The following is a 12,295-nucleotide window of genomic DNA, read 5'->3' as shown; positions in this document are numbered from 1 at the left end:
GCACGACGACAGCACGACGGAGGACGTACGGCCATGACGGCAGTGAACGGGGGTGCGGCGCCCGGGGGAGGGGCCGCGGCCGATGGGGCGGACACCAGGTCGTCGGCCCACCTCGGCCGGGCGGACGACACCGTGGCCGGGGTGGTGCGGCAGTGGCAGGCCGTTCACCCCGGCCTCGACACCGGGCCCATCGAGATCATCGGCCGTATCAACCGCTGCGCCGCCCTGTTCCAGCAGGCCGAGGACGCCCCGCTGCGCCGGGTGGGGCTCACCCGCCCCGAGTTCGAGCTGCTCTGCGCGCTGCGGCGCACCGGCCGTGAACTGACCCCGAGCGAGGTCGCCCGCGAGACGTTCTCCTCCGGGGCCGCCGTCACCAAGCGCCTCAAGCAGCTCACCGAGCGGGCCCTGGTCGAGCGGCGCGGCGACACCCGGGACAGACGGGTCGCCCATGTGCGTCTCACCGACGCCGGACGCGATCTGGTCGACGGTGTGCTGCCCGAGCAACTCACGTACGAGACAGCGGTGTTGTCTGGTGTGGACAGCGCCGCCCAGGAGGAACTCGCGGTGCTGCTCGGCGAGTTGCTCGGCCGTCTGGAGGGCCGGCTCGGCGCGCCGCGCTTCTGACTCCCCGGCGTCAGATACCGGGCCGGTACCGCAGCGGATGGTCGGCCGGTACCTCCACCAGAACGATCCGCGTGCCGTCCGGATCGGCGATCCACATCTCGACGAGCCCCCACGGCTCCTTCACCGGCGCCCGCAGGATCTCGACGCCCCGGGACACCAGCTCGTCGTGCGCGGCCGCCACGTCGGCCACCTGGAGCCACAGCCGTACGGAAGGCGACGGGGGCTCCTCCGCCCGTCCCGAGAGCTCCAGGAACCCTCCGCCGAGAAAGTAGACCGTGCCCCGCTCCGGTCCCGTCCCGAACTCGCGGTGGACGGCGAGCCCCAGATGCTCGCCGTAGAAGATCCGGGAACGCTCCGGGTCCAGGGGGTGGACAAGGACGCGGCTGCTCAGTACATGCACCATGCGACCGGAGCCTAGAGCCTGTCGTCAAATTCCCGTCGTCCGCCCGAAGGGCGGGCCTCGCGGCGGCAGGTGCGTGCTCTCGGCGTGCCGGGCACAGGCCCTCGTACCGGTTGTACGTGGGTCTGTGTCCGGTGCAGCGAGTGGGGGCACCTCCCACGCCCTTCAGGCAGTGGGGGAGCGTGCATGTCGTCGCTAGGCAGGCGGGAATTTGACGACAGGCCCTAGGGGGGTCCTCCGCGATCGGCGTTAGGCTCAGCGGTGCCCGCGCCGCAGGAGAACCGGAGAACCGCCGCATGGAGACCGCCGCCCACGGACCGACCTTCCGTGACGCCACCGAGGCCGACATCGAGGCGCTGGTCGCGCTGATCGAGTCGGCCTACCGGGGTGACGCCAGCCGGGCCGGCTGGACCACCGAGGCGGACATCCTCGACGGGCAGCGGACCGATCCGCAGGGCGTGCTCGACGTCATCAAGTCACCCGACAGCCGGCTGCTGACCGTCGAACAGGACGGCCGGGTGGTCGCCTGCTGCCAGCTCGAACACCGCGGCGACCACGCCTACTTCGGCATGTTCGCGGTCAGCCCCGCCGTCCAGGGCGCGGGGCTCGGCAAGGTGGTCATCGCCGAGGCGGAACGCACGGCGCGCGAGACCTGGGGCGCGCGGGCGATGCACATGACCGTGATCTCCGTACGGAACGACCTGATCGCCTGGTACGAGCGGCGCGGCTACCGCCGTACGGGAGAGATGAGCCCCTTCCCGTACGGCGACGAGCGGTTCGGCATTCCGCTGCGGGACGATCTGCGGTTCGAGCTGCTGGTCAAGGAACTGGTGTGACAACTGCCGTGACAACTCGTGTGAGCTGCGGCGGCCCCGCTACGCGGTGAAGCGGCCCGTGTGCTTGATCTGCGGGTGATCGGTGGTCGCGCCGTCCAGCTCCAGGGCGCGTACGAGACGCAGCTGGTCCTGGGTGTTCACCACCCAGCCGATGATCCGCAGGTCGGCCTTTCGCGCCCGTTCGACGATCTCCAGGGTGAGGCGGCGGATGTTGAGGCAGACCGTCGAGGCGCCGGCCCGGGTGGCGCTGACCACCACGTCGGGGCCGTAGAGGCTCGCGATGAGCGCGGTGCGCGCCCCGGGCACCAGGCGGGTGATCTCGCACAGCGCGTCCGGGTGGAACGAGGACACCTCGACGCGCCCGGCCAGCTCCCGGCGCTCCATGACCTCGGCGAGCGCCCGTGCCGCCGCCGTGTCCTTGATCTCGGCCTGGAGCGGCGCCTCGACGGCGTCGAGGACCTCCTCGAAGACCGGGACGCGCTCGTCGCGGCCCGCGTCGAGGGCGCGCAGTTCGGCGAGGGTCATCTCGGCGACGGGTCCGGTGCCGTCCGTGGTGCGGTCCACATCGGCGTCGTGCATGACGACCAGAGCGCCGTCCTTGCTGAGGCGCAGATCGAGTTCGATCATGTCGAGGCCCGCCCGGTCGGCGGCGACGAACGAACGCAGGGTGTTCTCGGGCTCCACGCCCATGATTCCTCGGTGCCCGATGGTCAGGAAGTTCAAGGTCAACTCGCTTCCGTCGACGGCGGCTCGGCTGCCGCAGCCTAACCGCCGGGCCCCGCGTCGGACCCGTACGGACGCGCCGGAAGGGCTGGCCGGAAGTGATGGTCCCGCGAGGGGTGTGAACCGGCCACGGTCGGGTAGTGGAAGTAACTGTCCCCTTGGTTTCCGGCAGGAAAAAATTCGGTGACCATGGAGGTGGGCAGGACAATCTCTCCTGTCCCGCCTTGTGGTCGGGAACCTCGTACCCATACGGTGGTCATACGAGAGGTTCTCCCGTGGAGGATGGGACATGACGGAAATTCTTGAGCAGACGGTTTCGGACGAGCGGCTTTTCGCGCTCGGCAGGGTGGTGGAGCACCCGGCATGGCCTGTGCTCAAGGATGCCGTGGAGCAGATCCGGCCATGGCAGGCCAAGGACGGATCGATCGACTTCGACCGGGAGGACGCCCCGGACCCCGCTGACGTCGATCTCGCCGTGCGCCGGATCGTGGACGCCGTCGCGGAACTCTCCCCGCTGCTGCCGCACGACACCGACTACCACCGGGCCCTCGCCAAGGATCTGCGCCGCTGGTCCGACAGCGGCTTCCGGGTGCCGGACTTCCTCGACTCGCTGCTGGCCTTCCAGCCCGCCGCAAACCGCGCGGACGGCCTCCAGCACCTGGTCGTCTTCCCGATGTACACGCAGAACGGCAATCCGGACCGCAACCTCGAGGCGGTCGTCCTGCGCATGGTGTGGCCCGACTGGCTGGCCGAGCTGGAGCGCACCCGCTACGACAACCCGCTGTTCTGCGGCATCACCTTCGAGGACTTCACGGCCGGGTACGACACCAACTCGGCCGTTCTCTTCCCGGAGACCATCGCCGTGCGCGAGGCACCGGAACGGTTCAGCTGGGGCGGTATCTTCTGCGACCGCGAGGCCGCCCGCTTCCGCCGGGTCACCGACGCCGCCGTGGACATCCTCGGCCTCGAACTGCCCGAGGACATCGCCGCGATGGTCCACGACCAGAAGCGTTGCGAAGAGGCGTTCGTCCTGTGGGACATGATCCACGACCGCACGCACAGCCACGGCGACCTGCCCTTCGACCCCTTCATGATCAAGCAGCGCCAGCCCTTCTGGATGTACGGCCTGGAGGAGCTTCGCTGCGACCTCACCGCCTTCAAGGAGGCCGTGAAGCTGGAGGCGGAGGGCGTCGAGCAAGCCCGTGACGTGCAGTTCGCGGTGCTGTTCGACCGGATGTTCCGCTTCCCGGTCACCGGCGAGCGCGTCCGCAACTACGACGGCCTCGGCGGCCAGCTCCTCTTCGCGTACCTGCACCAGCACGACGTGATCCGCTGGACCGACAACAAGCTGCACATCGACTGGCAGCGCGCCCCGCAGGTCACCAACCAGCTCTGCGCCGAGATCGAGACCCTCTACCGCGAGGGCATCGACCGGCCCAAGCTCGTCCACTGGTTCAAGGCGTACGAGCTGGTCTCCGCCCATCTCGCCCCGCACCCGGGATCCCGCTGGGCCAAGGGCCCCGACGCCCTCGACCTGAGCCTGCCGCCGCGCAAGCTCGTCGACGACGTGCTTCCGGACGAGTTTCCGCTGAGCATGTTCTATGAGGCCCTCTCCAAGAAGCTGAAGAACGTGATCGCCTCCACCAGGGGAATCACCGCGGAGAGCGCCGAGCGGGTCGCCGCATGAGCGACCGCGCCACCGAAAACACTGCTCAGGAGGCGATGGACATGGGGAACGGGGCTCTCAGTGGTGCGGTGATCGCGGTCGCCGGCGCCGGCGGCCCGGCCGGCCGGGCGACGCTGCTCAGGCTCGCCGAGGCCGGCGCGACCGTCGTCGGCTCGGACAACGACCCCGAGCGGCTCGCGGAGGCCGTGGACGCGGCGAGCTACGCGCACGGCGGCGCCACCGTCGTCGGCGACACCGTGGACCTCCTCGACCTGCAGTCGACCCGGGAGTGGGCCACCCGTATCGAGAAGGACTTCGGGCGCGTCGACGGCCTGGTCCATCTCGTCGGCGGCTGGCGCGGCAGCGAGACGTTCACCAAGACGGTCCTCGACGACTGGGACCTGCTGGAGCTCCTGCTCATCCGCACCGTGCAGCACACCTCCCTCGCCTTCCACGAGGCCCTCCAGCGCAGCGACCGCGGCCGGTACGTCCTGACCAGCGCCGCCGGCGCGAGCAACCCCACCGCGGGCAACGCCGCGTACGCCGCCGCCAAGGCCGCAGCCGAGGCGTGGACGCTGGCCATGGCCGACTTCTTCCGCAAGGCCGGGGCGTCGGAGGGCGCCGAGGGGCCGACGTCGGCTGCTGCGATCCTGGTCGTGAAGGCGTTGGTGCACGAGGCGATGCGCGCCGAGCGCCCCAACGCGAAGTTCGCGGGCTTCACCGACGTCAAGGAGCTGGCCGAGGCCATCGCAGGCGTCTGGGAGCGGCCCGCCGCCGAAGTGAACGGGAAACGTCTGTGGCTGACCGAGAAGCCGTGAACCCTCCGAAGACCGACGCACGCCGTCATCACGACCCGGAGAGCCGAGGCTTCGCCAGCGACAACTACGCGGGGGCCCACCCCGAGGTGCTCGCCGCCCTGGCCCTGGCCAACGGCGGGCACCAGGTCGCGTACGGCGAGGACGACTACACGGAGAACCTCCAGCGGATCGTCCGCAGCCACTTCGGCGCCACGGCGGAGGCGTTCCCCGTCTTCAACGGCACCGGGGCCAACGTCGTGGCGCTCCAGGCGCTCACCGACCGCTGGGGCGCCGTGATCTGCGCCGAGAGCGCGCACATCAACGTCGACGAGGGCGGCGCCCCCGAACGCATGGGCGGCCTCAAGCTCCTCACGGTGGCCACACCCGACGGCAAGCTGACCCCCGACCTGATCGACCGGCAGGCGTACGGCTGGGACGACGAGCACCGGGCGATGCCGCAGGTCGTCTCCATCACCCAGAGCACCGAGCTGGGCACTCTCTACACCCCGGACGAGATCCGCGCGATCTGCGACCACGCCCACGCCCACGGCATGAAGGTCCACCTGGACGGTTCCCGCATAGCCAACGCGGCGGCCTCGCTCGACGTCCCGATGCGGACGTTCACCAACGCGGTCGGCGTCGACATCCTCTCCCTCGGCGGGACGAAGAACGGCGCGCTGTTCGGTGAGGCGGTCGTCGTGATCAACCAGGACGCCGTCAGCCACATGAAGCACCTGCGCAAGCTGTCCATGCAGCTCGCATCCAAGATGCGCTTCGTCTCGGTGCAACTCGAGGCGCTGCTCGCCAAGGACCTGTGGCTGCGCAACGCCCGCCACTCCAACGCGATGGCGCAGCGGCTGGCGGAGGGCGTACGGGCCGTGCACGGGGTGGAGATCCTCTACCCGGTCCAGGCGAACGCGGTCTTCGCCCGCCTGCCGCACGACGTGAGTGAACGCCTGCAGAAGCGCTTCCGCTTCTACTTCTGGGACGAGCCCGCGGGTGACGTCCGCTGGATGTGCGCGTTCGACACCACCGAGGACGACGTGGACGCGTTCCTGGCGGCGCTGAAGGAGGAAATGGCGCGCTGACGCCCTCACCGTGTATGCATAGATATGCGGTCACCTGAAAAGTCATTGACTGATCGGTGATCGCTTTCCTATGCTCCGGGGTCATGGAGCTGATCCAGAACACCTCTGACCTGTCCGCATATCTGGCCGCTGACGAGGTCATCGACCATCATCACCCGCTGGTGCGGGAGACCGCCGCGCAACTGGCCAAGGGTGCGGCCGACTCGTATGCCTATGCGCGGGCGGCGTACGAATTCGTGCGCGACACCATCCCGCACTCCGCCGACAGCGGGGACCTGCGGGTCACCTGGCGTGCCTCGACCGTCCTGGAACAGCGCACCGGCATCTGCTACGCCAAGGCGCACGCCCTGGCCGCGCTCCTGCGCGCCGAGGACATCCCCACGGCGCTGTGCTACCAGCGGCTCGCGCACGATGACGGAAGCGGTCACGCCGTGCACGGTCTGATCGCCGTGCGCTTCAACGGCGCGTGGCACCGGCAGGACCCGAGGGGCAACAAGGCCGGCGTGGACGCCCAGTTCTCTCTCGGCGGTGAGCGGCTGGCGTGGATCCCGGACCCGCAGTCCAATGAGGTGGACTACCCAGTACTGTACGCTGAACCTCATCCGGTTGTGCTGGGCGTGCTGAAGGCCGCGCCCGACAGGCCGTATCTCTGGAAGACGCTCCCCACCGCACTCTGAGGCAGTCGATGACTCTCACCCTGACCGTGTCCGACGAGGTCCGCGCGCTCGTGCCCGGCTTCACCCATGTCGCGATCGAGGCGCACGGACTTGTCAACGGGCCCAGCACCGACGCGAGTTCGGCGCTCCTCGAGGACGCGGCCCGTCGGCTCGCCGTACGCCTGGACGGCCGGGCCCCGCACGAGGACCCGCACATGGTCGCCTGGAGGGACACGTACACAGCGTTCGGCTCCAAACCGTCGCGCACCCGCAACTCGGCCGAGGCGCTCGCCAAGCGCGCGCTGACGGATGCCGGCCTGCCCCGGATCAACGTCCTGGTCGACCTCTACAACGCGATCAGCGTGGCGCACCTGGTCCCGGTCGGCGGTGAGGACCTCGACCACATCCGCGGTGGGATGCGGCTCGTGCGCGCCACCGGCACCGAGGACTTCGTGACCGTGGCCGGCGGCGAGGAGGTCGTCGAGCACCCCGACGCCGGTGAGGTGGTGTGGTGCGACGAGGAGGGTGTGACGTGCCGTCGCTGGAACTGGCGCCAGGGCCCGCGGACCCGGCTCACCGAGCGGACCACGTCGGCGATCTTCCTCCTGGAGTGCCTGCCCCCGATGGCGGGGGCCGAGGCGGAGGCGGCCGGAGCCGAACTCGTCGAACTCCTGGAGAAGTTCAGCCCGGGGGCGCGGATCACGGTCAGGTGAGCGCCCCTCAGGGGCGCGGGGAACTGCGCGACAAGCCCCCACGGGCCCGCAGCGAACGAACTACCTGAGCGCCGGCAGGAATTAGCGCGCCTCGGTTTCCCGGACCTCTTCCGGGGTGGGCGCCGTGCCTCCCAGATGCGCCGGCATCCACCACGTGTCGTCCGGCCCCTTGGGGTGAACGGGGTACGCCCGCTGGGCCGCCTCGAGCAACTCGTTCACCCGCTCACGCAGTTGCCGCGTGATGGCCCCCGCGTACTTGTCGCGCGAAGCCTCGATCGCCTCGCCCACCCGGATCGTGATCGGGATGTGGCTGCGCTTGAAGTTGCGCGGATGGCCCTTGGTCCACAGCCGCTGCGTGCCCCACACGGCCATCGGGATCAGCGGGACGCCCGCCTCCTGGGCCATGCGCGCGGCGCCGGACTTGAAGCTCTTCAGCGTGAACGACTGCGAGATCGTGGCCTCGGGGAAGACCCCGACGATCTCGCCGGAGCGGAGCGAGTCCAGCGCGTGCGCGTACGCCTGCTCACCGTTCTTGCGGTCCACGGGGATGTGCTTCATGTTGCGCATCAGCGGGCCGGAGACCTTGTGCCGGAACACCGACTCCTTCGCCATGAAGCGCACCAGCCGCTTCTGCGGGAGCGCCGCGAGACCGTCGAAGATGAAGTCCAGGTAGCCGATGTGGTTGCTCACCAGCACCGCCCCACCCGAGCGCGGGATGTTCTCCGTCCCCTTCAAGTCGATCTTCAGGTCCCAGGCCTTGAACAATGTCCGGGCGAGACCGATGGCGGGACGGTAGACAAGCTCAGCCATGGACGGGGATGACCCTTCTCTCTGCTCTGCCTGGGAAGGCGGTTCCCGGCGGGGAAGTTACGCAGCCGTAGGTTTTACAGCGATGCGCAGATCGTGCCCCAAGAACGGACAAGTGGCCAGCCCTCGTGCCTGCCGGGCGCGAGATAATCGTCACGTCATCCCCGGATGACCTCCTGCTTTTAAGCAGCCTTTACTCCGTACGTACCGTCACCCGTCGTACGACCAGGTACATCTCGCACCCGAGGCAGTATCCGAAGGCCGCGTTGAGGAAAGCGGCGGCCAGCGCCGCCCCGGTCGCCGCGAGCCCCAGCCACTCCACGCCCAGTACGTAACCGGCGAGTCCCGCGACCGCGAAGCCGAGTCCGACCGCCTGTGCGAACCGCGGCGGCTCGGGTGCCTCGAACTCCGTCGGCGGGCCGAGCCGGGGACGAACAACCTTGCGGAACAGCCAGCCGTACGGGGAGCGTCCGACCCCGCCCGCCGCGCCCAGCGCGAACGCCAGCGTCTGCCAGGCCAGCAGCCAGGCGCTCCCGGTGATCAGTACGACCGCGAGAACGACGGTCGTCACGGCCGCCCCGAAGCGCGGCCCCCTCACATCAATGTCCATGAAGCGATCATTCCGCAGCGGAAACCTTTTTGAGCAGTCGGGAATCTTTGCAGTCTGATGAACGCTGGAGCCGGGGATGACCGGAATCGTGATGTGCGTGGCGGTGCTCGCGGCGGCGAGCGCCTTCGGAGTGCTGCATCGGCGGCGGAGCGGGAGAGTACGCGTGCGCGTGCGCGACGACGGAAAGCGGCTCGGCGCCGCCGAGTTGGGCGGGGCCCTCGGTGAGCGGGCGACGCTCGTCCAGTTCTCCAGCGCGTTCTGCGCGCCCTGCCGGGCCACCCGCCGCGTCCTCGGGGAGGTGGCCGGTGTCGTCCCCGGCGTCACCCACGTCGAGATCGACGCCGAGGAGCACCTGGACCTCGTACGCAGGCTCGACATCCTCAAGACGCCCACCGTGCTGGTGCTCGACGCCGACGGGCGGATCGTGCGGCGGGCGACCGGGCAGCCGCGCAAGGAAGAGGTCATCGCGGCGCTGGGGGAGGCCGTTTGAGGGCGCCCGGGTTTCCGGTACTTCCGCTGATGGTGCGTTCGGTGACGCATCTCCCAGATGTCGGAAGCCACTTGACTGCGCACGCCAACTATCGTCAGCCTGACCCTATGCCTCCGGAACTCCTTCTCCACGCGCGCGTCCACGTGGACCTCGTGCGCACCGCGAGCGCGCGCTGTCCGGGCCGTTGAGCAGCCACCGCCCAGCTCACCGCCTCCCGCAGAAGGACAAGTCCATGACCGCTACGCCCGCCCTCGGTTCCCCCCGGTCCATCGTTCCCGCCTCTCCCGACCTTCTGCGTTCGGTCTTCCAGCAGCACGCGGCCGGTGTCGCCGTGATCACCGCCCGGGGGAGCGCCGGTCCCGTCGGCTTCACCGCGACCTCCCTCGCCTCCGTCTCCGCGGAACCCCCGATCGTCTCCTTCGGCATCAGCACCGGGGCCTCCAGTTGGCCCGCGGTCGCCGAGGCCGACCATGTCGGCGTGCACATACTCGGCGAGCACCAGCACGAGCTGGCCGCGACCTTCGCCCGTAGCGGCGCCGACCGGTTCGGCGCGCCCACGGCCTGGCACGAGGGTCCCCACGGGGTGCCCGTCCTCGACGACGTCCTCGCCTGGCTGGTGTGCCGGCCCCTGGCACGCGTACCGGCCGGCGACCACCGGGTGGTGCTGGCCGAGGTCATGGCGGGCGATCCCGCGGGTTCCGGACGTCCGCTGCTCTATCACCAGGGCCGGTTCAACGGGCTCCGGGACTGACCGTCCGTGATCGGCCCGTCGGTGTGGTGTGATTTTGGCGACGGAGCGGGGGCGCCCGGTTCCGGTTACGCTGCGTTGCGAAGGTCACACGTCAAAGCGCTTGCTCAGTGGACGCCGAGTGGGTGTACTGGCGAGTAATATTTAGTTCGGAGCGTGGGTCGCCCCCATCGGGATCTGCCGCTTTGAGGCGCCTATGCTGCCTGCAGGAAGGCAGCCCGGAACAGACGATGCAGTAGGAGAGCCGGCGTGAGCTTGAGGATCGTTGTCACTGTGAAGTACGTGCCCGACGCCACTGGCGACCGGCACTTCGCCGATGACCTGACCGTCGACCGTGACGACGTGGACGGTCTGCTCTCGGAGCTCGACGAGTACGCCGTCGAGCAGGCGCTGCAGATCGCCGACGAGGCCGACGACGCCGAGATCACGGTCCTGACCGTCGGCCCCGAGGACGCCAAGGACGCGCTCCGCAAGGCCCTTTCGATGGGCGCCGACAAGGCGATCCACGTCGAGGACGACGACCTGCACGGCACCGACGCCATCGGCACCTCCCTCGTGCTGGCCAAGGCCATCGAGAAGGCCGGCTTCGACCTGGTCATCTCCGGCATGGCCTCCACCGACGGCACCATGGGTGTCGTACCGGCGCTGCTCGCCGAGCGTCTGGGTGTTCCGCAGGTCACCCTGCTCTCCGAGGTCTCCGTCGAGGACGGTGTCGTCAAGGGCCGCCGTGACGGCGACTCCGCCTCCGAGCAGCTGGAGGCCTCCCTCCCGGCCGTCGTGTCGGTCACCGACCAGTCGGGTGAGGCGCGTTACCCGTCCTTCAAGGGCATCATGGCCGCCAAGAAGAAGCCGGTGGAGGCCTGGGACCTGTCCGACCTCGACCTGGAGGCCGAGGAAGTCGGTCTGGAAGGCGCCTACTCGGTGGTCGACTCCGCGACCCAGCGCCCGGCGCGCACGGCCGGCACGATCGTCAAGGACGAGGGCGAGGGCGGCAAGCAGCTCGCCGAGTTCCTCGCGGGCCAGAAGTTCATCTAGGCCCCGTCCGGAGCTCATCTCCGTGAGCCCCGACTCGCCGACCGCCCCTCATCTTCCGCAAGCAGGAGAGTAGAAGTCCCATGGCTGAAGTTCTCGTCTACGTCGATCACGTGGACGGTGCCGTCCGCAAGCCCACCCTGGAGCTGCTGACGCTCGCCCGCCGCATCGGTTCGCCGGTCGCGGTGGCGCTGGGTGCCGGTGCCGCCGACACCGCCGCCGTCCTCGCCGAGCACGGCGCCGTCAAGGTCCTCACCCACGAGGCCGCCGAGTACGCCGACTACCTCGTCGTCCCGAAGGTCGACGCCCTCCAGGCCGCCTACGAGGCCGTGTCCCCGGCCGCCGTGCTGGTCCCCTCCTCCGCCGAGGGCAAGGAGATCGCCGCCCGCCTCGCGCTGCGCATCGGCTCCGGCATCATCACCGACGCCGTCGACCTCGAGGCCGGTGACGAGGGCCCGGTCGCCACGCAGTCCGCGTTCGCCGCGTCCTTCACCACCAAGTCCCGCGTCGCCAAGGGCACCCCGGTCATCACGGTCAAGCCGAACTCGGCCGCCGTCGAGGCCGCCCCGGCCGCCGGTGCCGTCGAGGCACTGGAGGTCACCTTCTCCGCGCAGGCCACGGGCACCAAGGTCACCGGGCGCACCCCGCGCGAGTCGACCGGCCGTCCGGAGCTGACCGAGGCCGCGATCGTCGTCTCCGGCGGCCGTGGCGTCAACGGCGCCGAGAACTTCCCGCTCATCGAGGCGCTCGCCGACTCCCTCGGCGCGGCCGTCGGTGCCTCCCGCGCCGCGGTGGACGCCGGCTGGTACCCGCACACCAACCAGGTCGGCCAGACCGGCAAGTCCGTCTCGCCGCAGCTGTACATCGCCAACGGCATCTCCGGCGCCATCCAGCACCGCGCCGGTATGCAGACCTCGAAGACCATCGTGGCCGTCAACAAGGACTCCGAGGCCCCGATCTTCGACCTCGTCGACTACGGCGTCGTCGGCGACCTCTTCGACGTCGTCCCGCAGCTCACCGAGGAGATCAACGCCCGCAAGGGCTGAGCAGCCTCCTGAGCCGTCGAGGCCCCCGCGACCGCACGACCGGTCCCGGGGGTCTCAGC

At 69.8% G+C, this 12,295-nt stretch carries 15 protein-coding genes; 11 read left to right on the top strand and 4 right to left on the bottom strand.

Annotated elements, in window-relative coordinates; translation table 11 throughout:
* Positions 1 to 33 precede the first annotated feature (33 nt).
* Positions 34 to 624: a MarR family transcriptional regulator gene (locus tag ABZ855_RS18465; protein ID WP_360807975.1), complete on the top strand. Its 591-nt coding sequence runs from the start codon at positions 34 to 36 to the stop codon at positions 622 to 624.
* Between the two features lie 10 nt (positions 625 to 634).
* Here ABZ855_RS18465 and ABZ855_RS18460 read toward each other — a convergent pair whose 3' ends face one another.
* A complete protein-coding gene (locus tag ABZ855_RS18460) occupies positions 635 to 1,027 on the bottom strand; it encodes a VOC family protein (protein ID WP_360807973.1) in 393 nt (130 codons plus the stop codon).
* A 293-nt stretch (positions 1,028 to 1,320) separates the two neighbouring features.
* Here ABZ855_RS18460 and ABZ855_RS18455 point away from each other — a divergent pair, with 293 nt between their 5' ends.
* Positions 1,321 to 1,860 (top strand): GNAT family N-acetyltransferase, encoded by a 540-nt coding sequence (locus tag ABZ855_RS18455; protein WP_360807971.1) that lies wholly within the window; start codon positions 1,321 to 1,323, stop codon positions 1,858 to 1,860.
* Between the two features lie 39 nt (positions 1,861 to 1,899).
* Here the strand turns inward: ABZ855_RS18455 and ABZ855_RS18450 are convergent, their stop codons facing one another.
* Entirely contained in the window at positions 1,900 to 2,583 is a 684-nt protein-coding gene (locus tag ABZ855_RS18450; protein WP_360808074.1) for a glycerophosphodiester phosphodiesterase family protein, read from the bottom strand.
* A 289-nt stretch (positions 2,584 to 2,872) separates the two neighbouring features.
* Between ABZ855_RS18450 and ABZ855_RS18445 the strand changes: the two genes are divergently transcribed.
* The 5 genes from ABZ855_RS18445 to ABZ855_RS18425 all read left to right on the top strand — a co-directional run bounded on the left by ABZ855_RS18445 (position 2,873) and on the right by ABZ855_RS18425 (position 7,503).
* Complete coding sequence (locus ABZ855_RS18445) at positions 2,873 to 4,270, top strand: DUF6421 family protein (RefSeq protein WP_360807969.1); 1,398 nt, start codon at positions 2,873 to 2,875, stop codon at positions 4,268 to 4,270.
* A 41-nt stretch (positions 4,271 to 4,311) separates the two neighbouring features.
* Positions 4,312 to 5,067, top strand: coding sequence for an SDR family NAD(P)-dependent oxidoreductase (locus ABZ855_RS18440; RefSeq protein ID WP_360807967.1), 756 nt, complete (start codon positions 4,312 to 4,314; stop codon positions 5,065 to 5,067).
* Entirely contained in the window at positions 5,064 to 6,134 is a 1,071-nt protein-coding gene (locus tag ABZ855_RS18435) for a low specificity L-threonine aldolase (RefSeq protein WP_360807965.1), read from the top strand. The genes ABZ855_RS18440 and ABZ855_RS18435 overlap by 4 nt, the downstream gene beginning before the upstream one ends.
* An 83-nt stretch (positions 6,135 to 6,217) precedes the next feature.
* The gene (locus ABZ855_RS18430) at positions 6,218 to 6,811 is read left to right on the top strand and encodes a transglutaminase domain-containing protein (protein ID WP_360807963.1); all 594 of its coding nucleotides are present in this window, start codon (positions 6,218 to 6,220) and stop codon (positions 6,809 to 6,811) included.
* A gap of 8 nt (positions 6,812 to 6,819) precedes the next feature.
* Complete coding sequence (locus ABZ855_RS18425; RefSeq protein WP_360807961.1) at positions 6,820 to 7,503, top strand: phenylalanine--tRNA ligase beta subunit-related protein; 684 nt, start codon at positions 6,820 to 6,822, stop codon at positions 7,501 to 7,503.
* 81 nt (positions 7,504 to 7,584) lie between these two features.
* Here the strand turns inward: ABZ855_RS18425 and ABZ855_RS18420 are convergent, their stop codons facing one another.
* On the bottom strand, positions 7,585 to 8,313 hold the full coding sequence (locus ABZ855_RS18420) for a lysophospholipid acyltransferase family protein (protein WP_360807959.1): 729 nt from the start codon (positions 8,311 to 8,313) through the stop codon (positions 7,585 to 7,587).
* Positions 8,314 to 8,503: 190 nt separating this feature from the next.
* Positions 8,504 to 8,920, bottom strand: coding sequence for a DUF4395 domain-containing protein (locus ABZ855_RS18415; RefSeq protein WP_319203020.1), 417 nt, complete (start codon positions 8,918 to 8,920; stop codon positions 8,504 to 8,506).
* A 76-nt stretch (positions 8,921 to 8,996) separates the two neighbouring features.
* Between ABZ855_RS18415 and ABZ855_RS18410 the strand changes: the two genes are divergently transcribed.
* The 4 genes from ABZ855_RS18410 (at position 8,997) to ABZ855_RS18395 (ending at position 12,236) form a co-directional block, all read left to right on the top strand.
* Positions 8,997 to 9,410 (top strand): thioredoxin family protein, encoded by a 414-nt coding sequence (locus tag ABZ855_RS18410; protein ID WP_360807957.1) that lies wholly within the window; start codon positions 8,997 to 8,999, stop codon positions 9,408 to 9,410.
* Positions 9,411 to 9,642: 232 nt separating this feature from the next.
* On the top strand, positions 9,643 to 10,161 hold the full coding sequence (locus ABZ855_RS18405; RefSeq protein WP_360807955.1) for a flavin reductase family protein: 519 nt from the start codon (positions 9,643 to 9,645) through the stop codon (positions 10,159 to 10,161).
* Positions 10,162 to 10,407: 246 nt separating this feature from the next.
* The gene (locus ABZ855_RS18400) at positions 10,408 to 11,193 is read left to right on the top strand and encodes an electron transfer flavoprotein subunit beta/FixA family protein (protein WP_319203014.1); all 786 of its coding nucleotides are present in this window, start codon (positions 10,408 to 10,410) and stop codon (positions 11,191 to 11,193) included.
* A gap of 80 nt (positions 11,194 to 11,273) precedes the next feature.
* Entirely contained in the window at positions 11,274 to 12,236 is a 963-nt protein-coding gene (locus tag ABZ855_RS18395; protein WP_360807953.1) for an electron transfer flavoprotein subunit alpha/FixB family protein, read from the top strand.
* Positions 12,237 to 12,295: the final 59 nt, after the last annotated feature.

The organism is Streptomyces sp. NPDC047042 (assembly GCF_040644035.1).
Classification (GTDB): domain Bacteria; phylum Actinomycetota; class Actinomycetes; order Streptomycetales; family Streptomycetaceae; genus Streptomyces.
Note: the sequence above shows the minus strand (reverse complement) of the source record. Positions and strands in the feature narration are given on the sequence as shown.

What these genes read in the sequence shown, in the direction of transcription:
- ABZ855_RS18465 (WP_360807975.1), top strand. Translation starts at nt 34, where the DNA reads ATGACGGCAGTGAACGGGGGTGCGGCGCCCGGGGGAGGGGCCGCGGCC.
- ABZ855_RS18460 (WP_360807973.1), bottom strand. Translation starts at nt 1,027, where the DNA reads ATGGTGCATGTACTGAGCAGCCGCGTCCTTGTCCACCCCCTGGACCCG.
- ABZ855_RS18455 (WP_360807971.1), top strand. Translation starts at nt 1,321, where the DNA reads ATGGAGACCGCCGCCCACGGACCGACCTTCCGTGACGCCACCGAGGCC.
- ABZ855_RS18445 (WP_360807969.1), top strand. Translation starts at nt 2,873, where the DNA reads ATGACGGAAATTCTTGAGCAGACGGTTTCGGACGAGCGGCTTTTCGCG.
- ABZ855_RS18440 (WP_360807967.1), top strand. Translation starts at nt 4,312, where the DNA reads ATGGGGAACGGGGCTCTCAGTGGTGCGGTGATCGCGGTCGCCGGCGCC.
- ABZ855_RS18430 (WP_360807963.1), top strand. Translation starts at nt 6,218, where the DNA reads ATGGAGCTGATCCAGAACACCTCTGACCTGTCCGCATATCTGGCCGCT.
- ABZ855_RS18425 (WP_360807961.1), top strand. Translation starts at nt 6,820, where the DNA reads ATGACTCTCACCCTGACCGTGTCCGACGAGGTCCGCGCGCTCGTGCCC.
- ABZ855_RS18420 (WP_360807959.1), bottom strand. Translation starts at nt 8,313, where the DNA reads ATGGCTGAGCTTGTCTACCGTCCCGCCATCGGTCTCGCCCGGACATTG.
- ABZ855_RS18415 (WP_319203020.1), bottom strand. Translation starts at nt 8,920, where the DNA reads ATGGACATTGATGTGAGGGGGCCGCGCTTCGGGGCGGCCGTGACGACC.
- ABZ855_RS18410 (WP_360807957.1), top strand. Translation starts at nt 8,997, where the DNA reads ATGACCGGAATCGTGATGTGCGTGGCGGTGCTCGCGGCGGCGAGCGCC.
- ABZ855_RS18405 (WP_360807955.1), top strand. Translation starts at nt 9,643, where the DNA reads ATGACCGCTACGCCCGCCCTCGGTTCCCCCCGGTCCATCGTTCCCGCC.
- ABZ855_RS18395 (WP_360807953.1), top strand. Translation starts at nt 11,274, where the DNA reads ATGGCTGAAGTTCTCGTCTACGTCGATCACGTGGACGGTGCCGTCCGC.